The organism is Paracoccus sp. M683, assembly GCF_007096355.1.
In the GTDB taxonomy this organism is placed as follows: Bacteria; Pseudomonadota; Alphaproteobacteria; order Rhodobacterales; family Rhodobacteraceae; genus Paracoccus.
In genome coordinates this window covers 1-19,947 of record NZ_VKDF01000021.1, presented here as the reverse complement: position 1 = coordinate 19,947, position 19,947 = coordinate 1, and the positions used below count along the sequence as shown (strand labels likewise).

15 protein-coding genes are annotated in these 19,947 nt (G+C 62.1%); 13 read left to right on the top strand and 2 right to left on the bottom strand.

All coding sequences use genetic code 11. The features are described 5' to 3' along the window. Positions 1-12: 12 nt before the first annotated feature. The 6 genes from trbK-alt to FNJ84_RS20080 are packed head-to-tail and all read left to right on the top strand — an operon-like array spanning position 13 to position 4,720. Complete coding sequence (trbK-alt, locus tag FNJ84_RS20105) at positions 13-300, top strand: putative entry exclusion protein TrbK-alt (RefSeq protein ID WP_143794968.1); 288 nt, start codon at positions 13-15, stop codon at positions 298-300. A gap of 2 nt (positions 301-302) precedes the next feature. Further along, positions 303-1,661, top strand: a complete 1,359-nt coding sequence (gene trbL, locus FNJ84_RS20100) for a P-type conjugative transfer protein TrbL (protein WP_143794967.1) — start codon at positions 303-305, stop codon at positions 1,659-1,661. Then, positions 1,658-2,347: a conjugal transfer protein TrbF gene (gene trbF / locus FNJ84_RS20095; protein ID WP_035746461.1), complete on the top strand. Its 690-nt coding sequence runs from the start codon at positions 1,658-1,660 to the stop codon at positions 2,345-2,347. The genes trbL and trbF overlap by 4 nt, the downstream gene beginning before the upstream one ends. Next, positions 2,344-3,372 (top strand): P-type conjugative transfer protein TrbG, encoded by a 1,029-nt coding sequence (trbG, locus tag FNJ84_RS20090; protein ID WP_035746463.1) that lies wholly within the window; start codon positions 2,344-2,346, stop codon positions 3,370-3,372. The genes trbF and trbG overlap by 4 nt, the downstream gene beginning before the upstream one ends. Beyond that, the gene (locus FNJ84_RS20085; protein WP_143794966.1) at positions 3,369-4,496 is read left to right on the top strand and encodes a TrbI/VirB10 family protein; all 1,128 of its coding nucleotides are present in this window, start codon (positions 3,369-3,371) and stop codon (positions 4,494-4,496) included. Before trbG ends, FNJ84_RS20085 begins: the two co-directional genes overlap by 4 nt. Before the next feature lie 2 nt (positions 4,497-4,498). Then, a complete protein-coding gene (locus FNJ84_RS20080; RefSeq protein ID WP_035746465.1) occupies positions 4,499-4,720 on the top strand; it encodes a DUF2274 domain-containing protein in 222 nt (73 codons plus the stop codon). Here the strand turns inward: FNJ84_RS20080 and FNJ84_RS20075 are convergent. Continuing rightward, positions 4,715-5,347 (bottom strand): TetR/AcrR family transcriptional regulator, encoded by a 633-nt coding sequence (locus FNJ84_RS20075; RefSeq protein ID WP_143794965.1) that lies wholly within the window; start codon positions 5,345-5,347, stop codon positions 4,715-4,717. The two genes, FNJ84_RS20080 and FNJ84_RS20075, sit on opposite strands and share 6 nt — an antisense overlap. Before the next feature lie 321 nt (positions 5,348-5,668). Here FNJ84_RS20075 and FNJ84_RS20070 point away from each other — a divergent pair, with 321 nt between their 5' ends. Then, complete coding sequence (locus tag FNJ84_RS20070; protein WP_255471332.1) at positions 5,669-6,565, top strand: LysR family transcriptional regulator; 897 nt, start codon at positions 5,669-5,671, stop codon at positions 6,563-6,565. A 157-nt stretch (positions 6,566-6,722) separates the two neighbouring features. Here the strand turns inward: FNJ84_RS20070 and FNJ84_RS20065 are convergent, their stop codons facing one another. Beyond that, the gene (locus FNJ84_RS20065; protein WP_143794963.1) at positions 6,723-8,843 is read right to left on the bottom strand and encodes a UPF0149 family protein; all 2,121 of its coding nucleotides are present in this window, start codon (positions 8,841-8,843) and stop codon (positions 6,723-6,725) included. Between the two features lie 190 nt (positions 8,844-9,033). On the opposite strand from FNJ84_RS20065, the gene FNJ84_RS20060 reads away from it, so the two are divergent. The 6 genes from FNJ84_RS20060 to FNJ84_RS20035 are packed head-to-tail and all read left to right on the top strand — an operon-like array spanning position 9,034 to position 19,660. Then, entirely contained in the window at positions 9,034-10,413 is a 1,380-nt protein-coding gene (locus FNJ84_RS20060) for an exonuclease domain-containing protein (RefSeq protein ID WP_143794962.1), read from the top strand. A gap of 52 nt (positions 10,414-10,465) precedes the next feature. Beyond that, entirely contained in the window at positions 10,466-11,368 is a 903-nt protein-coding gene (locus tag FNJ84_RS20055; RefSeq protein WP_252928273.1) for a WYL domain-containing protein, read from the top strand. Continuing rightward, positions 11,365-14,046 carry a DNA methyltransferase gene (locus tag FNJ84_RS20050; protein WP_143794961.1) on the top strand — a complete coding sequence of 894 codons (2,682 nt, stop codon included), beginning with the start codon at positions 11,365-11,367 and terminating at the stop codon, positions 14,044-14,046. Before FNJ84_RS20055 ends, FNJ84_RS20050 begins: the two co-directional genes overlap by 4 nt. Further along, entirely contained in the window at positions 14,046-16,121 is a 2,076-nt protein-coding gene (locus FNJ84_RS20045) for a DEAD/DEAH box helicase (protein ID WP_143794960.1), read from the top strand. Before FNJ84_RS20050 ends, FNJ84_RS20045 begins: the two co-directional genes overlap by 1 nt. A gap of 3 nt (positions 16,122-16,124) precedes the next feature. Further along, on the top strand, positions 16,125-17,363 hold the full coding sequence (locus FNJ84_RS20040; RefSeq protein WP_143794959.1) for a GIY-YIG nuclease family protein: 1,239 nt from the start codon (positions 16,125-16,127) through the stop codon (positions 17,361-17,363). A 38-nt stretch (positions 17,364-17,401) separates the two neighbouring features. Continuing rightward, positions 17,402-19,660: a DUF262 domain-containing protein gene (locus FNJ84_RS20035; protein WP_143794958.1), complete on the top strand. Its 2,259-nt coding sequence runs from the start codon at positions 17,402-17,404 to the stop codon at positions 19,658-19,660. The last annotated feature ends 287 nt before the right edge of the window (positions 19,661-19,947 follow it).

Genomic DNA, 19,947 nt, shown 5'->3' with positions numbered 1-19,947 from the left:
GGAGGGCAGATCATGGAAGGGAAGGTGCTGGTCCGGATTGCCGCCATCGTGTTCGTCGCCGTCGCGATCACCGCGGCGATCATCGAGATGACCCGCGAGGAAGCCCCCGCGCCAGCACCTTCCGCTCCTGCGCTTTCGCGTCAGGTCGATCCCCTGCGCGAAGGGCAGCGCCGCTGTCAGGAGATGGGAGAGGCGGCAGCCAATGATGCCGCCTGCCTGGGCATCTGGGCCGAGACCCGCGACCGGTTTCTCGGCCGGACACCCGCGCCGTCGACGCCTGGCCCGGATGAGGGGCGATAATCATGGGCGGGACGGGGGTCATCGACAATTTTCTCGGCATCTTCACCGGCTACATCGACTCGGGCTTTGGCCTGCTCGGCGGTGAGGTTGCCTTTATTGCCACGACGCTCATCGTCATCGACGTGACGCTCGCCGCCCTGTTCTGGGCCTGGGGCGCCGACGACGACATCATCGCGCGCCTGGTGAAGAAGACGATCTTCGTCGGCGTCTTCGCCTATATCATCGCCAACTGGAACAATCTCGCCCGCATCGTCTTCGAGAGCTTCGCCGGCCTCGGCCTCATGGCCTCGGGCACGGGGTTTTCTGCCGCCGATCTCCTGCGCCCTGGCCGCGTCGCCCAGATCGGCCTCGATGCCGGGCGCCCGCTGCTCGAATCCATTTCCGATCTCATGGGCTGGATCGCGGTCTTTGAAAACCTCGTGCAGATCCTCTGCCTGTTCTTCGCCTGGGCACTGGTGATCCTCGCCTTCTTCATCCTGGCGATCCAGCTCTTCGTCACCCTGATCGAGTTCAAGCTGACGACGCTTGCAGGCTTCGTGCTGATCCCCTTCGGTCTCTTCGGCAAGACCGCCTTCATGGCTGAAAGGGTCCTGGGCAATGTCGTCTCATCCGGCATCAAGGTGCTGGTGTTGACCGTCATCATCGGCATCGGCTCGACGCTCTTCGGCCAATTCACTGCAGGCTTCGGCGGTGCGACCCCGACCATTGACGACGCCATGGCCATCGTGCTGGCCGCCCTTTCTCTTCTCGGCCTCGGTATCTTCGGTCCCGGTATCGCCACCGGCCTCGTCTCGGGCGGCCCGCAACTCAGCGCAGGGGCGGCGGTTGGAACCGGCCTCGCGGTCGGCGGTGCTGCTGTCGCGGGCGGTGGCGTGACCATGCTTGCGGCGCGTGGTGGCGGTGCCGCACTTTCGGGCGGTGCTGCACTTGCCCGCGGCGGGGCCTCGGCCGCCGGTGCGGCCTCGTCGGCCTATACGCTCAGTTCCATGGGCGGGTCCGGTGCAGCCGGTGTCGCGTCCGGCCTTGGTGGCGTGGCGCGCACCGGAGCATCCGCAGCCATCTCGCCCCTCAAGCGTGCCGCGTCTCGCTCCGCCGACAGTATGAAATCCAGCTATTCCGACGGCGCAAAAGCGGGGTTCGCGGCGTCCGGCGGCAGCTCCTCAATGGGCACGATCGGCGGCGCCCCATCGCCTGATCCGTCAACGCCCTCAGCCGCAGATAGCCCGCCGGCCTGGGCGCAGAACATGCGCCGCAGCCGGGCGATGAGCCATGGCGTCACCGCTGCCGCCCATGCCGTCCGGTCCGGCGACAGCCATGGTGGCGGCTCCTCCGTCAGCCTTTCCGAAAGTAACCGCACATGAACATCTTCAAACGACCGACGACCCATTACGGCAAGATGCCGGAACCCGAAACGCCCTATCAGCGCGCCGCGCAGGTCTGGGACGACCGCATCGGCTCGGCCCGGGTCCAGGCAAGGAACTGGCGCTACATGGCGTTCGGCTCCTTGATCCTCGCGGCAGGTTTCGCCGGCGCTCTTGTCTGGCAATCGGCGCGTGGGAGCATCGTGCCATGGGTCGTTCAGGTGGACAATCTCGGCCAGGCGCAAGCCGTCGCGCCGGCAGCAGCCGATTATCGGCCGACCGACCCGCAGATCGCCTTTCACCTCGGCCGTTTCATCGAACAGGTGCGCGCGCTCCCGGCCGACGCCATCGTCGTCCGCCAGAACTGGCTCAGGGCTTACGAGTTCACCACCGACCGGGGCGCGGCCGCATTGAACGACTATGCCCGCTCCAACGATCCCTTCACGCGCGTCGGCCGCCAGCAGGTAGCCGTCGAAGTATCGAGCATCATCCGGGCGTCGCCGGACAGTTTCCGTGTGGCCTGGTCTGAGCGGCACTACGAGAACGGCCAACTCTCCACCACCGAGCGATGGACCGCGATCCTGACGGTCGTGATCCAGACCCCGCGCAATGCCGAGCGGCTGCGCTCCAATCCCCTCGGAATCTATGTCAACGCGATCAACTGGTCGCGGGAGATGAGCCAATGACCGCCACGACTTTCCGCAAAGCCGGGCTTCCGGTTTTCCGCAAACCCGCCTTCGCGGCTTTGCTGCTTTCCGCCACCATGCTGGCCGGCTGCGCCACCAACCGGACGCCGCAGTTCAGCTACGACGCCGATGTGCCGCCGGTGCCGACCGTGCAGGCCGCCGCAGCCGACACAACGCCCCGGCCGCTGCACGTCCCGCCCGCCTGGACTGTGGCGCGGGGCGGCGAGGCTGCCGGCACGGCGACGGCCCGCGTCGAGAACGCCAATGCCGCCGCCCGCGTCGAGCCGCGCCGGGAAGGCTACTATAATGCCATCCAGATTTATCCCTGGTCGGAAGGCGCGCTCTATCAGGTCTATGCCGCAGTCGGGCAAATCACCACCATCGCGCTGGAGCCGGGCGAAAGCCTGACCGGCGCGGGGCCGATTGCCGCCGGAGACACCACCCGCTGGATCATCGGTGACACGGAGAGCGGCAGCGGCCCGACCCGCCGGGTGCATGTGCTGGTGAAGCCGACCCGACCGGACATTTCGACCAACCTCGTCATCACCACCGACCGGCGCATCTACATGATCGAACTCCGCGCCCGCGAAGCTCTCTATATGCCTGCCGTGGCATGGGCGTATCCGACACCACCGCCGGGAAGCCGCGTGACCACGCCCTCAGCCCCCGTCATCCCGGCCGAGACCGCGCGCAACTATCGTTACGGCTTGCAGGTGCAGGGCAGCAGCCCGCCATGGCGGCCGGTTTCCGTCTTCGACGACGGCAGGCGCGTCTATGTCGTCTTCCCGCGTGGCATCGTGCAGGGAGAGATGCCGCCTCTGTTCGTCCTTGGATCGGACGGCGAACCGCAGATCGTCAATTCCCGCATCCATCGGAACGTCCTGATCGTGGACCGCCTGTTCGGCGCAGCGGAACTTCGCCTCGGCAGCGGCGACCGCCAGCAGGTCGTCAGGATCGTCCGCGTCGAGCAGACGCGGGCCGCAGCCCAGCCAGCCGGTGCGACCACGGGAGGATCACCCTCATGAGCGATACCGACACCGCAGCCCCCATGCGGTTGCGCGCCGAGCCGCCCCGCGTCACCCGCCTGTCCCGCAAGGTGCTGGCAGGCGCCGGAGCCGTTGCCCTTCTCGGCATTGGCGGGGCACTGATCTACGCTCTCCAGACCCGCGATGCCGGGCCGGGCGGCGGCGAACTCTATTCGACCGAGAACCGCCCCACAGCAGATGGGCTTGCCGGCCTGCCGCGCGACTATACCGGCCCGGTCCTGGGACCGGCGTTGCCGGGCGATCTCGGTCGCCCGATACTTGAGGCGCAGAATCGGGGGCAGCCGGTCGCGCCACCGACCATCACGGCGCCCGCCGTTGATCCAGATGAGCAGCGTCGTCTCGCCGAGGAAGAAGCCGCTCGTCTGAGCGGCGTGTTCTTCCAGTCTGGCCCGCGGGCTGGAGCGACGCCGGGAACGACCATGCCCGGCCTCGCGGGTCTCGATCTCGGTGGTCAGGCTCCAGCGCAGGATCGCCATACCGCTTTTCTCAACGGGCCTGTGGACCGGCAAACCGTCGCCCCGGATCGCGTCGCACCACCGGCATCGCCCTATATCCTTCAGGCCGGGGCGGTGATCCCGGCGGCGCTTATCACCGGCATCCGTTCCGATCTGCCCGGCCAGATCACGGCCCAAGTGACCGAGAACGTCTATGACAGCCCGACCGGCAGCTTGTTGCTGATCCCGCAGGGAACGCGCATCATCGGCCAATATGATGACGGTGTGACCTTCGGCCAGCGCCGCGTCCTGTTGGTCTGGAATCGCCTGATCCTGCCCGGCGGCCGCTCCATCGTCCTGGAGCGCCTGCCGGGTGCGGACGCTTCCGGTTACGCCGGGCTTGAGGATGGCGTGGATTACCACTGGTGGGATCTGATGCGGGCCGCTGGCCTCTCGACCTTGCTTGCGGTCGGTGCGGAATTGGCCAGCAGCGACGAGGATCGACTGATCCGCGCCATACGCGACGGGGCGCAGGATACCATCAACCAGGCGGGTCAGCAGATCGTCCAGCGCCAGTTGCAGGTCGTACCGACACTGACGATCCGTCCTGGCTACCCGGTCAGGATCATCGTCACCCGCGATCTGGTATTCGAGCCGGCAGGAGGTTGACCATGACAAAGCTGAAACTCGGCCCGCTCCCCGACGACAAGCCCGTGAAGGTGACGGTGGAACTGCCCGCGTCGCTTCACCGCGATCTGGTCGCCTATGCCGAGGTACTGGCCCGCGAGACCGGCCAGCCCACCGCCGATCCCGTCAGGCTGATCGTACCGATGTTGGAGCGGTTCATCGCCACGGATCGTGGCTTTGCAAAGGCGCGAAAGATCCGCTCATGACGTGATCGGGTGTTTGGCCGGGCCGGTTGCCGCGATCATCTCCATGAGCGCGTCTATCACGCTCTGCGTCGAGTCCCACTTCGCCGCGTGGTCCAGCAGGCGGTTCTGAATGTTCAGACTGACCGCTCCATGGATCGTTGACCAGAACATGAAGCCGTAGCGTTGCAGGTCAGCACCCGGCAAGTAACCATGCTCCTGAGATGAGCGCAGGCCTGTCAGCAGCAGACTCAGGACCTGACGACCCGCTTCGCTTGACCACGGATCATCGCTCACCCCAAGCTTCGGGGGCGGTGAGAACATCAGCCGGTACAGAGTGGGGTTCTCCAGGGCGAAGCGCGCATAGGCATAGCTGCCATCGCGCAAATAGCCGAACGGATCGCCTCGCATCTGTTCGAAAACCGCGAACTTCTCGTTGTAGAGGCGTCCAAATCCTTCGTCGCGCGCCGCGCGCAGTAAAGCATTCTTGTTGCGGAAATGGCCGTAAAGGGCCGGCGCCGTGCAGCCCACGGCCTGTGCCACCGAGGTCAGTGGAACATCGAAGTCGCCTTGCTGTGCCAGCAGACGGATCGTTTCCTCGACCGCACGGCGAGCAATATCAAGTTCCTGCTCTTTTCGGGGGCGAGCCATCGAGATCCCTGTTGCGACTGTCCGCTGAAACTGAATACGATTTATTTTTTTCGTTGACGGAGCCGATGTCAAGCAGCACCATCTGGGAACTGAATGGTATTAAGTTTGAGGTGTGGAGGACGGCAGATGGTCGCGTATGAACCTGGCCATCACGGCACGCACCATCGCCTTCGCTGGCAGGCCGCGACCGAGCGCTGGCCAGAAGACGACTGCGGTTCGGGATGATGTGCCATGCCTATGCACCGAAACAGGGACGCCCCATCTGGTAGCTCCGTCCTCGCGCGTATTGTCGAGGGCAGCGCTGGTAAGAGCACAATCCGGTTGCGCCAGTTGCGGCATTTCCTTGCTGCGGCCGACCACGGGAGCTTCCGCAAGGCTGCAATCGCCTTGGACATCAATGAATCATCGGTCAGCCGCCAGATCCGCGACCTTGAGGATGAATTGGGTGCCTCACTATTCATACGACATTCGGGCGGGGTGCGGCTGACGGTCGCCGGGCAGGAGTTTCTGCGCAGCGCCCGGCATGCTCTTCGGCAGATCGACATCGGCGTGACCAAGGTTGCCGCGGTCGGTCGGGCTGACCAGGGACTGCTCAAGGTCGGGATATTTTCTTCGCTGGCGTCGGGATTTCTGTTTAACCTCCTGCGACGGTTCGGGACGCGCCATCCGACCGTTCAGGTCGATCTTATAGATGGAAATCCGTCCGAGCACGTCGCTGCCGTCCGGCAGTTGGATCTGGACATCGCTTTCATAACCGGAACGGCACCCTGGGATGGCTGCGAAACGGAGCATCTCTGGTGCGAACGGGTCTTCGTGGTGCTGCCTGCTGGCCATCCCTTGGCCGCCAAAGCCGAACTCGAATGGCCTGATCTGACAGGTGAACGCTTCATCGTGAGCGATGTCGCACCGGGCCAGGAGATCCACGACTATCTGGTTGCTCACCTTGCCGGTCTCGGTCATCACCCTGACATTCAATCCCAGCATGTGGGCCGCGACAATATCCTGTCGCTGGTAGCTGTCGGTCGGGGGCTAACGCTGACAAGCGAAGCCACCACCGTTGGGCAGTTTCCGGGGATCGCATTCCGGCAACTGGCGGATGAAGTGCTGCCCTTCAGCATGGTCTGGTCGGATAGAAACGATAATCCGGCCTGCAGGCGCCTGTTGAGCATGGCTCGAGCGATGGGGAAAACCTCGTCAGCATTACAACCGAACGCCTGAGGGGACATCGTCGCTTTCCAAATGTGTGCCTCTGTTGCGATTCCTCTCATACAGCACCACTTTCAGCGCCGACGGGAAGCCTCAGTTCCGCAGGATGCGTGGCACAAGAACTCCTGCGTTCCCCCCACCGAACGAAATTCGGCGGAAGTCGCGGGCTTCAGGAACCGCAGTTTCGATTATGGCGCGCGGCTATCCACTGGCTGAGCGCCTTCACCTCGGCAGCGCTGAAGCCCGTGGCCATCGCATCGGCAACGCGCTGCATCATCGCCCGATCATCCGGGCCGGTCGACTTTGCGGGCCAGGATGATCGGAAATGCCCACAGGCATAACTGAACCCGGCCGCCCAGTCCCGCATGGCCATCTGGCTTCGCGCGGACATCGCCGCTGAAAACTCCGCAGCCTCTTTCGCTTGGTCCAAGCAGGCGTTCGCGCGCATCAGGATCAGATCGGCGAAGCGCTGGATACTATCCGACGTGAGGTTGCCAATGGCGCTGCCGAGGATCTCGGGTAGCCACCTGTTCGGCGCGATCACCTTCGGCGCGATGGTGGCCGACATCAGGAACCCGTCTATCCAGTCCGCCGTGATCGCCGAGCCTTTCACGAGGCGCGCCAGTTCGCCCTTCCGCTCCGGCTTTGGCGCATCTGCCTCCGCCTCTTCCACCCATTCCTCAAGCGTGGCGTCCTGATCCACGTCAGGATCGTCGAACACCCACGCCTCGATTGTCTGGTCGTGGACATCGGCCATGACCGGGATCTTCTTCAGATCGCGTCCTTCGAGGAGCGCCATTGCCGTGGCCGTGAAGCTGGCGGCGTCCGGGTGGTCGCTTGCGGCCAGCACATCTGCCGCCCGCGCGACAAGCCGCGCCCAGAAGTCGCGCCGGGTCTCGAGCCATCGCCAGAGCGCCGCGTCCAGCGCGCGCGGGTTGTGGCGGCCCTCGAGCACCTCATGCGCATGATCACTTTCCTCGAACCAACTCTGGACGATCTCATGGCGATCCCACCAGCCCTCGCTGGCATTGATCAGCTTGCCTTGCGCCGGAGCCGAGAGACCGCGTATGCGTTCCGCGACGGGCAGCGCCGCGATCAGGGCCTCGGTCGTGACCGCTTCCGGCCGCAGCTTATCGAGGCCGCAAAGTTCCGCCACCTCGATGAGGCCCGCGGCCGGGGGCAACCCTGCTGCAAGGCCATCGGCCAGCGCCATGGCGAGGCTGCCTTCGAGCCAGGAGAGGGGCACCTTGACCGCGCCGGTCTCCTGGCTGATGCGGCTTAACAGCGCCTTCTGTTCGTTCGCCGATTTGCAGGGCACGGTGTAGGCGTCCTTGACCCCGTGGCCCTGCTTGAAGAGCAGCATCGCGGTCTTGCGGCTGCCGCCCGACTGCAGCGCGATCATGAGGCTTTGCGCGCCGCCGCCATCGGGCAGTGTGGCCATGACCGAATGGATAGTCCACGGCTTGGCTGACGCGCCGGTCGCCAGACCCGACCGCATGGCGAGTTTCAATGCCTTGTCCACCGAGGCGCGGGCCTCGTCCTGAGGCATCCAGCTGCGCAGGATCACCATCTTGCCCGCTATCTCCTGCGAGAGCGTGCCTGTCGCGGCGCGTTCGCCCAAGGCGTGCGCCGCCGCAGCGCGGATCTGCGCTGACGGATCGAGCAGCCAGAAACATGCCAGCTTCGCGTGGATCGGCTCCGATCGTCCAACCGACCATGCAATGACATGCTGACGCATTGCCGACGGCATTGCTGGGAACGTCTCGGTCAGCGCTGCATGCAGCGCGAGCGCATCGCCTTCGGTCTGCTCGATCAGACTGCGGAACAGATCTTCCAGCGCCGCCTCCGCCGCGACACGATCCTGCGGGGCAGGACTGGGCGCTGCGAGCATCATATCGGCGGCAGAAACCTCCAGAGATGTGGGTGCGGGCAGTCCGTTCGTGGTCCATGCGCTTGCAAGGAGCAGGCGGTGGAAGGGGCTCAGGCGCCCCTGGCCAGAAGCCAGTTCGACCGCATCTGCCACGGCCTCTAGAAAGGTATCACCTCGCTTCTTTCGGTTCTCCCTAGCGATACGTGCGGCATCCAGTGCCGATGCCAGCAATTCGGTGAGTGGCTCCAGCTCCGGGGCACTCTCCTTCGTGGCGCAGAGCTTCGCGACCAGACGGCCACCCAATGCTGGCCGATGCAGCATCGAAAAACTTGCGCGGTCGAGAACCTCGCCGCGCGCACTATCATCGTCCTGCAGCCGCGACAGTTCCGCCAATGCTGTCTCGATCGGTCCTTCCGACACGTATCCCCACTTTCTGAATCGCGCCCTTATATTTTTCGCAGCCTATTCGCCGGCCGTGGGATTGTCACCGACGCGAGCACTGAGAGCGGCACTTATTGGCCCAGAACAGGTCCGACCCGTCGTCGTTGGCCACAGGTCCAGACCGGAACATCGATGCTGACGCGACGGTGACCACAAGTTATAGTGCCCCATGACCTTTGCCTTCTACGATCTGGAGACGACCGGCACTTCCCCTGCATTCGATCAGCCCCTGCAATTCGCTGCCATTTTGACGGATGATGCGCTCGCGGAGATCGAGCGCGTCAATTTGCGTTGCCGCATCGCGCCGCATGTCATTCCGTCGCCTTGGGCGCTTGCAGTTACCGGGGTGCGCCCGGCGCAGCTCCTAGACCCGGCTTTGCCGACGTTCTTCGAGCTTGCGCAGCAAATCGGCGCGCTGATCAAGCGCTGGTCTCCCGCGATCTGGACCGGTTTCAACAGCGTCCGCTTCGATGAGGAAATGCTGCGCCAGGCCTTTTATCAAAACCTGCAGCCCGACATCTTCGCCACCCAGTTCAACGGCAACACGCGCTTCGATGTGCTGACCGCGCTCTATGCCGTCTGGTATCGTCAGCCTGACCTGTTTGAGTGGCCGGTCGAGGTGGACGGCAGGTTACGCTTCAATTTGGACCGCATAGCGCCGCTGAACGGCTTTGCTGCACACGATGCGCATGATGCGCTCGGCGATGTCGAGGCGACCATACACATCGCCCGCCGCATCGCCGACCGTGCCCCGGCGCTCTGGGCAGAATTGCTGGCCAACCGGGACAAGGCGCATGTTCAAGCCAGCCTTGAAACCTACCAGCCCATGGCGCTGGTGGAGCGTTTTGGCGGCGGCCCGCCGCACGCGACCGTCGGCTGCTTCTGTGGCATGTCGGCCAGCAACGCCAATCAGGCGGCCTTCTTCGATCTTGATGCCACTGATCCGGCAGATCTCCTTGCGGTCGATGACGCAACGCTCTTTGCTGCCGTCGATGCCACACCCAAGGTCATCCGGGCCTTCTCGATCAATAAGTCACCCGCTTTACTTTCGGTCTCGACGCCCAGCGCTATCCAGGTGCAGCGGGCACATGTGATCGCTACTGCTCCTGACTTCCGGGCGCGGGTCGCGCAGGCGCTGGCCGCCCGCTTCCCCAAAGATCCTGCGGCACCGCTGCCTCCGGTAGAAAAGCAGATCTATGACGGCTTCTACGGCCATGCGGACAAGACTCTCCTTGCCAAGTTCCAGCCTGCGGACTGGCGTCGACGGCAGGAGATCGTGTCCAGTCTTGCAGACCCCCGCCTGCGCCAGCTCGGCCGCCGCCTCGTTGCGTTTCACGCGCCCGATCTGCTCTCGACCGAAGAGCGCGGGCAATACGAGGCATGGTTGCGGGGGCGCTGGTCTGCACCGGAGGACCGGGAGACTGAATGTATGACCACGGTTCGCGCACACGCTGCTCTGGACGAGATGCGGGCCGATGAAGGGCTCGATCTGGGACTTGTCGCCGAGATCGAGATATTCCTGCAACAGTTTGGTCTGCCGGAAAGCTAACGATCAGAGGCTGTTCAGCTACCAGAATCATTTTATTGCGAGGGACTAATTTATGGTTCTATACTCGCAACAGGTGAAGGAAAGGCTCGGTGTGCCCCGCAGACAGATCAAACAGCTGAACTGGGGTGCGGAGCGGCGTAACGAGTTCATCGAATTCCGGGTGTTCTGGCATGGCCGGATCAATCGCTCGGACCTGATGGAAACTTTCGGCATCTCACTCCAGCAGGCATCCCTCGACCTGACGGGCTATGCAGAGCGGTGGAAGCGAAACCTCGTCTATGACAAGAGCCAGCGTGCCTATGTCCGGGGTCGGAGCTTCAAGCCGCATTTCATAAAGCCTTCCGCCGAGGACTATCTCGCTCAGCTGCGTGCCCTCGATCAGGGCCTGGTCTCGCGCGAGCAGAGCTGGATCTGTCTGTTTCCAGGCTATGGAACCACGCCGACACCCGCGCGGGGGATTGCGTCCGAAACCCTGCGCGAGGTGTTGACCGCCATTCATGAGCCATCGGCTCTTGAGGTAACCTACCAGTCGATGTCGCGCCCCGAGCCAAGCGCGCGCTGGATCGAGCCGCACTCACTGGCCTTCGACGGGTTTCGCTGGCACGCCCGTGCGTTCTGTCAGAATGACCAGGTGTTCAAGGATTTCCTGCTCTCCCGGATTGTCGAAACAGGCAAGCACGGGCCGGTCACGGCCGACCCTCAGAGTGATGTCGATTGGCACACGGAGGTCATCCTGGAAATCGGGCCGCATCCTGATCTTTCTCCAACGCAACGTCGTGCGATCGAGATGGATTATGGGATGGAGAACGAGCGCGCGCAGATTCCTGTGCGCAAGGCGCTGCTGTTCTATGCGCTCAAGCGTCTCGGCCTCGACACGGACCCGGCGGCGCGGCGGCCGCAGGACCAGCAAATTGTACTGATCAGCCAGAATTCCCTGCCAAAGGTCTACGCATGAACCCCACTGAAATTTACGAGGCCTTGGCCAATCTTGCGAGCAAGCCCTTCGATGCTGCGGAATTTCCCTTCGAGTTCGCCTTGGCGACCGACAACGCACCCGCGACGATCGCGAAGCTCAAGGGCGGCACCTACAACAAGTCCGACATTCCCGATGGGGTGCTTCTGAACCAGAAGTTCCATTTTTCCCCGGCACTGCCCGGCATGAGCGCGGCGTGTCTGGATGCCTTGCGGGCCAGCAAGCGAAACGCGAAGCACCGGCCCGCTATTCTGATCGCCACAGACGGACAAGAAATCGCCGCCGAGCATCCAAAGTCCGGCGACACCCTTTATTGCGCCTTTTCGGAACTTGGCGACCGCTTCGGCTTTTTCCTGCCCGCCGCCGGGAAGGAACGCTACCGCGCGGCCGAGGAGAACCCGGTTGACGTCAAGGTCGCGGGCAAGCTGGCCAAGCTTTACGACGCGCTGATCCGCAAGAACCCGGACTGGGCAGAAAAGGCGCGTCAGCATGACATGAACCAGCTGATGACCCGGCTGATCTTTTGCATGTTTGCCGAAGATGTCGGTATCTTCCCCGAAAATCAGTTCAGCCGCCTGATCTTCACCCATGCCGGCGACCGGGGTGAAGGGATGCGTGAGGTGTTGATCAACGCTTTCACCGCGATGAACACGCCCAAGCCGGACAGAGGCGGGCTGCCCGCCTCGACGCGCGAGTTCGAATACGTCAACGGCGGCCTCTTTGCCGGCCGCATCGACGCGCCGGTGTTCGACGTGACCGCCACCCGGTATCTCAAGGATGTCTGTGGCGAGACCTGGACCGGGATCAACCCGGACATCTTCGGCTCGATGATCCAGTCGGTGGCGAACGCCAAATTGCGGTCGGAACTGGGGATGCACTATACCAGTGTCCCGAACATCATGAAGGTGCTGGGGCCGCTGTTCCTTGATGATCTTGATGCCGAAATCGAAAAGGCTTGGGGGCGCGAGCGGGCCTTGCGGCAGGTGCTGGAGCGGATCGGGAAAATCCGGGTGTTCGACCCGGCCTGTGGCTCGGGGAATTTTCTTGTCGTCGCCTATCGGTCCCTGCGCGAGCGCGAGATCAGGATTCTGACGCGGCTTGCCGAACTGACCGGCGGCGCCCAGACCGAAATGTGGTCGGCGGTGCCGATCCGGAACTTCTATGGGATCGAACTGACCGATTTTGCCGTGGAAACGGCAAAGCTGGCGCTGTTCATCGCCGAGTATCAGGCCAACGCCCTCTTCAAGGAGGCCTTCGGCCGCAAGCCCGCCGACCTGCCGCTGAGGGACGCGGCGAATATCGTCTGCGACAACGCGCTGCGGGTTGACTGGGAACGGGTCTGCCCGCCGCCGGAGGATGGCGGCGAGGTGTTCATCGCGGGGAACCCGCCGTTTGTCGGAACAACCTACCGGACAGCCGAACAGAAAGCGGACTTCAATCATGTTTTCAGCGGTCGCGTAGATTCGAGCGGGCGTCTTGATTTCGTATCGGCATGGCTGCTTAAGGCTGCCGACTATGTTCGCGATCATGCCGGTGTCGCAGCTCTACTTGCAACAAGTTCCACAGTTCAGGGGGCATCTGTTGAACCGCTTTGGACCGAGATTTTGAGTGGCGGAAACCAGATTTTCTTTGCCCACCGATCGTTTAAATGGCGAAACAACGCGGCGAGAAACGCGGCAGTTGAGTGCGTGATCGTAGGGCTTCGGCAGCACAAGCAGGGATCTGTTCGCCTATTTGATGAAAGCACAGCCCATACTGTCGAAGCAATCAATGCCTACCTGATTGCGGGCCAACAGATATTTGTCGCCGCTACGCGGAATAGTCTTTTTGGTATGCCGCAGATGGGGCCGGGGAATTTTCCATACGACTTCGGGCACCTCATCCTGTCGCCGGAGGAAAGGGATGCCATGCTGGATGTTTCCCCGGAAGCTGCGCCCTTCATCAGAAAATTCGGTGGTTCACGCGAGGTGATCCACGGCCTCCAGCGGTTCTGCCTCTGGATAGACGATCATGAGGTCGAGGTTGCGAGAAAAATTCCGGAAATTAGCCGTCGGATCGACGCTGTAAAGACCGACCGTCTTGCGAGCAAGGATTCTGGGACACGTCGAATGGCGCAGCGACCACACCAATTCCGCGAACATGTTGCGCCGAAGAGCCACGCTATTCTTGTCCCCCGAACGAGTTCTGAAAATCGACCATATCTTCCCTTTGATCGTGTGGGCGCTGATTTTGTGTCGTCAGACAATAACCATGTCATACTGGACGCCCCCGACTGGTGCATGGCGCTGATCGCCTCGCGCCTGCATCTGGTCTGGATCGGGACGGTCTGCGGGCGGCTGGAATCCCGTTTCCGCTATTCCAACACCCTCGGCTGGAACACCTTCCCGGTCCCGAAATTCACCGGCGATCAACTGGCTGCCCTGACCGCCTCGGCCATGGCCATCCTGCGCTGTCGCTATGGCCATTACCCGGCGACCATTGCCCAGCTTTACGATCCCGACAAGATGCCCGACGATCTGCGCGCCGCCCACAAGGCAAACGATGACCTGCTGGAAAGCATGTATATCGGCCGCCCGTTCCGCAATGACACCGAACGGCTGGAGCACCTGTTCAAGCTCTATGCCGCGCGGGCGAAAAAGCTGAAGAAGGGGGCCGCCTGATGTCCGATTTCGTTCGCGTCACCTATGGCCAGACCGGCAAGACGCAGGAACCGAACCCGATGGGCATGCGCCCCATGCAGGCCCGAGTCTATGACGCCCGCGCGGCCCAGTTCATCCTGCTGAAGGCGCCGCCCGCCGCCGGGAAATCCCGCGCGCTGATGTTCGTGGCGCTGGACAAGCTGGAAAATCAGGGGGTGGGCAAGGCCATCGTCTGCGTCCCCGAAACTTCGATCGGCGCCTCGTTCCGGTCAACCGACCTTACCTCACACGGGTTCTTTGCGGATTGGCAGGTGGACCCGCGCTGGAACCTTTGCCTGAGCGGCGCAGAGGATGGGGTGACCAGCGGCAAGGTGCGCGCGGTGCGCGACTTCATGGCATCCGGGGATCGGGTGCTGGTCTGCACCCATGCCACCTTTCGCTTTGCCTTCGATGAGATCGCCGAGGACGAGGGGACAGCGGCCTTCGACGATTGCCTGATCGCCATCGACGAGTTCCACCATGTCAGCGCCGGGGATGACAACCGGCTGGGTGAAATCCTGCGCCGCATCCTGAACCGGGGTCAGGCGCATGTGATGGCGATGACCGGCTCCTATTTCCGGGGCGACAGCATCCCGGTCCTGCGGCCCGAGGATGAAGCGCGGTTCCGGTCGATCACCTACAGCTATTACGAGCAGTTGGACGGGTATCGGTTCCTGAAAAGCCTTGGAATTTCCTACAGTTTCTACCGGGACCAGTATATCAGCGCGATCCCCGAGGTGCTGAACCCGGACCTGAAGACCATCATCCATATCCCGCATCGCGGCTCGGCCGAGGCCTATGACGTCAAGCAGTCCGAGGTGGGGGCAATCCTGAGCTGCATCGGCGAGGTGATCGGCCGGGAAGAGCAGACCGGATTCGATCTGGTCCGGCTCCCCGATGGGCGCGTTCTGAAGGTGGCGGACCTGGTGGACGACGGGTCGGAGCGCGATCTGGTGAAGGCCTCGCTGATCCGCGAGATCGTCGGGCCGGACGGCAAGCGCGACGATGATGCGGACCGGGCCAAGGTGGACCTGATCATCGCCCTCGGGATGGCGAAAGAGGGGTTCGATTGGGTCTGGTGCGAGCATGCGCTGACCATCGGCTATCGTTCCTCGCTGACAGAGATTATCCAGATCATCGGGCGCGCGACCCGCGATGCCCCCGGCAAGCGCCATGCCCAGTTCACCAATCTGGTGGCGGAACCCGGTGTCGAGACCGGGGTGGTCACGGATGCGGTCAATGACATGCTGAAGGCGATCTCGGGGGCTCTCCTGATGGAGCAGGTCCTGCAACCGAACTTCCGGTTCTACAGGCGCGAGGATGGCGATACCCGACCTCCTGTCGAGGTGGACGGCGAGGGTCGGGTTCATATCGGGATCGGTGGCTTGATGGCCCCTCCGACAGACCGCGCGCGGGCGATCGTCGAGAATGACATGCACGAGCTGGTGGCGCAGGCATGCCAGCAGATGGACCGGCGCACCGTCGCGGATGACGTGGCCCCAGAGGTCGCGACCCAGCTGGTGCTGACCAATATCATTGAGAAGACGTATGAAGACTTGACCCCCGACGAAACCGAAGCCATCCGGCAAGACTTGGCGGCCCGGATGAACATCGCCGCAATCGCGCGCCGAATGGCTCAGGAAGAGATGGAAAGCGGCGAGAAGGAGCCCGTCGAGGATACTGACGCGGACGAAGAGCGGTCGCCGGATGCGCTGAACCTGATCCGGATGGTAAAGAAGTTCATCAACGTGCGCGAACTGGACATCGACCTTATCGACTCCATCAATCCGTTCCGGGAAGGGTTCGATATCGCATCCAAAGCGCTGGACACCCCTCTGCTCCAGCAGATCCAGAGCGCCATGGTCGCTCAGCGGGTCCAGATGACCGAAGAGGAGGCACTGGTCCTCTGGCCCCGGATCAAGCGGTTCACTGCCCAGGAAGGGCGTCCCCCGAACCCCAACTCGCCCGAGGATCTGGAACGTCGCCTTGCAGAGGCCCATGCCTACATCCGCACGAAAAAGGCGGAGCGGATGCGCGCAGCTCAAGGGGGTTCGTGACGGATGCGGCGATACAGGTCGATCGAAGAAGTCCTTGAGGAAGAGGACGAACTGGGGCTTCTGAACGTAACCCTGCGGCCCCGCGCCACCCGATCGCCTGAACGGGAGCGGGATGCCCAATTGGTCACCGAGGTGAACGCATTCTTTGAACGGCATGGCCGTGTCCCGGATGCGGCGGCGGCAGATCATGATGAGATGCGTCTTGGCATGATCTGGAGCCGGCTGGTTGCCAAAGGGGATGCACCAGATCTGCTGGATGTCGATCGCAATGGCCTCTTGTCTGGCGGACGATTTGAGCTGACGCCCGAACCATTGGCTGCAGAACCCGATTGGCGCGACGATGTGGAAAACGACGAAGTACCTGCTTCTCTTGATGACATTTTTGACGATGAGGAGCTCGAGGTTTCAGAGGCGTTGACCGTGATCCGAAACGTGACCCCGGCGGAGGAACGGCTGGTTCCAGATCACCGGGCCGAGTTCTACCCCTGTCACGATTTCGATCGCTTCCGCGCGATGTTCGAGGGAACCCAGGCCGCGCTGGAGACCGGCGAGCGTGAGGTGCGCCCGATCAATCCAAATGAGGAGGTCAGAGTCGACGAAGGTTCCCTCTTCATTCGAAAGGGCTTGCTGACCTATGTCGCCGAGAAGGCGGAAATGACCGCTCGCGCAGGAAAACGCGATCACAGGCTCCGCATCATCTTCTCAAACGGCACGGAAAGCGATCCGCTCTTGTCGTCCTTCCGGAAGGCGCTCGCAGACGATCCTACCTCCCGCGCAATCCACAGGCACGGTCTGGGGGCGCTGGATCCCGATTGGGAGGCGGACCGGATCGATCTGACGGGGACCGTATACGTGCTTCGGAGCAAGTCGAACGAACCTCAAATCGTTGAAGTGCGTAACATACTCCTGAAGATTGGAGTGACGACACAAGAGGTGCGCCGCCGGATTGCTGATGCGCGCAATGATCCGACCTTCTTGCTGGCTCCGGTCGAGGTCGTCGCCACCTATGATCTGGTCAACCTGTCCTGGCGAAAAGTGGAGGGGCTCCTGCACCGATTCTTTGATGCTGCCCGACCGCGTGACCTGTGGATCACGGACCGTTTCGGCCGAAAGGTCTACCCGCGGGAGTGGTTCTACGTTTTGCCGGAGCACGTGAGCAGGGCGGTCCAGGCAATCAAGGACGGCACCCTTCACCAGATTGAATACGACCCGGAAACGCAAACAATCCGGAAGAAATCCTGAGAGACCTGACAAATTCTCTAGACTGACAAGGTGCCCCAATGACGATCTTCACTACAACCAGTTATCCCGTGGGCGCCTTGATCGCCGATATTGATCTAGGCAAGGTCGGGCTACCCGACCTGCAGCGCCCCTTCGTCTGGGCGAATGTGAAGGTTCGCAACCTGTTTGACTCGCTCTACAAGGGGTATCCGGCGGGGTTCCTGCTGTTCTGGGACACTGGGGCAGAGGGAGGCCTGAAAGGCATTGGCGCTAAGAACAGCAAGGCCGTCCCCAAACTAGCCATCGTCGATGGGCAGCAACGACTGACCTCGCTTTATGCTGTTGTAAAGGGCGAGGAGGTGATCCGGGGAAACTTCAAGAAGGAGCGTATTCGTATCGCCTTCAATCCATTGACTGAGCGCTTCGCGGTTTGGGATGCTGCTATTGTGAAGGACAAGTCATTCATTCCTGATATCTCGGAACTCTGGCGACCTGAGGCCAACGTCTTTTCGATCGCCGGCGATTTTCTCGATCAACTGTCGTCGGTGCGCGAGTTATCGGATGCGGACAAGAAAAGGATCCAGAACGCCATTGGCAAGCTGCACGGGTTGACGAACCAGTACTCTTTTACCGCCCTTACTCTGTCTGCCATGGTCGACGGTGCGACCGTGGCAGATGTATTCGTGCGGATCAACGGAGAGGGTAAACAACTCAACCAGTCCGATTTCATCATGACGCTAATGTCGGTATACTGGGATGAGGGGCGCACCGAACTGGAGGCGTTTGCCCGTGCCGCCACGAAGCCTCACGACGGTCATGCCTCACCGTTCAACCATTTCATCAAGCCCGCTCCCGACCAGATGCTCAGAGCGACGATTGGGTTGGCCCTTAAGCGCGCAAGGCTTGAAAACGTCTACAATGCCCTCCGTGGCCGCGATGCCAAGACCGGCATCGACAACCCCGAAAGGCGCGATGAGCAGTTTCAAAAGATGCAGGCTGGACAGGCGGAGGCACTGAATCTGGCAAACTGGCACCATTTCCTTAGCGCGCTGACTTTGGCTGGGTATCGCGGGGAGAAGATGATCAGCTCCGAGACGGCGATTATCTACAGCTATGTGCTCTACTTGGTCGGCATCGTGGACTATGGCATTGACAAGCAGTCAATGCGCCAGGCCATCGCCGAGTTCTTCTTCATGGCGGCCTTGACCGGCCGCTATACGAACTCCCCAGAAACCCGGTTTGAGGCGGATCTGGCTCTCGTTCGGGATCTGTCAGGCGGTACAGAGTACCTTGCGATGCTGCGCAAGATCTGCGCAACGACGTTGACGCCCGATTACTGGAGCATCACGCTGCCCAGTCAGCTGGCGACCTCTGCCTCCCAAAGCCCGTCGCTTTTTGCCTACAACGCATCGCTGATCAAGCTTGATGCCTGCGCCCTCTATAGCCCGGTGAAAATCGCAAGCCTTGTCGACCCTGCCGTGAAGGGGACCAAGGTTGCCCTCGAACGGCATCATCTTTTTCCACGCGCCCATCTTGAGGAAACTGGCATCCGGGAACTGAAGAAGATCAATCAGATCGCAAATTTCGCGCCGGTAGAATGGCCCGAAAACATCCGCATCGGTAAGAAGCCGCCGTCAGCCTATGTGCCACCGTTGGACGCTGCGCTTTCCGCGGAGAAGCGAACGGAGCTCTATTTCTGGCATGCGCTTCCGCACCTGTGGTGGGAGATGCCTTACGAAGCTTTCTTGGTCGAGCGGCGGGAACGCATGGCGCGTGTCATCGAGGCAGCTTGGAAGCTTCTCAATGGTAATGGGCCGAGCGTAGCGAAGGCGGAGATCAGCGTCGCAGAGCTGATAGAGACCGGTGAAACCGATGCCGTCGAGTTCAAGTCTACACTGCGCGTCAATCTCCACACCGGCCAGCAGGACGACAAGATTCATGTGTCAGCGTTGAAAACCATTGCCGGCTTTCTGAACGCCAAGGGTGGGACGCTACTTCTCGGGGTCGCCGATAATGGCGAAGTGCTCGGGCTCGAAGCCGATGGCTTTCCGGATGAAGACAAGATGGCCCTTCATCTCGCGAACCTGATCACGTCACGATTGGGGGATATCTTCCGTCCCTACGTTCACCCGAGGTTCGAAGAACAAGATGGTGTTCGTGTTCTAATGGTTCGCGTTGAACCTGGCCCGCGCGAGGCCTTCTTGAAGGATGGCAACCTCCAGCGCTTCTTCGTCCGTGGTGGTAATGCTACCGCAGAACTACAGGGGAACGCTATCACCGAGTATGTCAAGCAGCGTTTCGGAAAAAGCGCCGGTTAGCCGCCGCACCGCATCGCATGAAGGCTGATGCGCCCTGAGATCTCGGGCCCGTACGGACTGGTCCGGACATAGGCGTCAGGCGCTCACCTCGTAGGGCAAGCATCTACCTGACCACGTTCCGACAACAGTGCCAGAAGGGCGGGATTGATGGTAACCGTCCGGTGAAGCTGCCTACGTTTTCTTTGGCTTCCATTTCTTTGCGAGCTTGAAGACTTCGGAGCGGAGTTCGTCGGCGTCGGGGACATGCGGATCGAATGGCCCGCCCGCCCATTCTGTTAGGTCTTCGT

What these genes read in the sequence shown, in the direction of transcription:
- trbL (WP_143794967.1), top strand. Translation starts at nt 303, where the DNA reads ATGGGCGGGACGGGGGTCATCGACAATTTTCTCGGCATCTTCACCGGC.
- trbF (WP_035746461.1), top strand. Translation starts at nt 1,658, where the DNA reads ATGAACATCTTCAAACGACCGACGACCCATTACGGCAAGATGCCGGAA.
- FNJ84_RS20050 (WP_143794961.1), top strand. Translation starts at nt 11,365, where the DNA reads ATGAACCCCACTGAAATTTACGAGGCCTTGGCCAATCTTGCGAGCAAG.
- FNJ84_RS20060 (WP_143794962.1), top strand. Translation starts at nt 9,034, where the DNA reads ATGACCTTTGCCTTCTACGATCTGGAGACGACCGGCACTTCCCCTGCA.
- FNJ84_RS20045 (WP_143794960.1), top strand. Translation starts at nt 14,046, where the DNA reads ATGTCCGATTTCGTTCGCGTCACCTATGGCCAGACCGGCAAGACGCAG.
- FNJ84_RS20035 (WP_143794958.1), top strand. Translation starts at nt 17,402, where the DNA reads ATGACGATCTTCACTACAACCAGTTATCCCGTGGGCGCCTTGATCGCC.
- FNJ84_RS20040 (WP_143794959.1), top strand. Translation starts at nt 16,125, where the DNA reads ATGCGGCGATACAGGTCGATCGAAGAAGTCCTTGAGGAAGAGGACGAA.
- FNJ84_RS20075 (WP_143794965.1), bottom strand. Translation starts at nt 5,347, where the DNA reads ATGGCTCGCCCCCGAAAAGAGCAGGAACTTGATATTGCTCGCCGTGCG.
- FNJ84_RS20055 (WP_252928273.1), top strand. Translation starts at nt 10,466, where the DNA reads ATGGTTCTATACTCGCAACAGGTGAAGGAAAGGCTCGGTGTGCCCCGC.
- FNJ84_RS20080 (WP_035746465.1), top strand. Translation starts at nt 4,499, where the DNA reads ATGACAAAGCTGAAACTCGGCCCGCTCCCCGACGACAAGCCCGTGAAG.
- trbK-alt (WP_143794968.1), top strand. Translation starts at nt 13, where the DNA reads ATGGAAGGGAAGGTGCTGGTCCGGATTGCCGCCATCGTGTTCGTCGCC.
- FNJ84_RS20085 (WP_143794966.1), top strand. Translation starts at nt 3,369, where the DNA reads ATGAGCGATACCGACACCGCAGCCCCCATGCGGTTGCGCGCCGAGCCG.
- trbG (WP_035746463.1), top strand. Translation starts at nt 2,344, where the DNA reads ATGACCGCCACGACTTTCCGCAAAGCCGGGCTTCCGGTTTTCCGCAAA.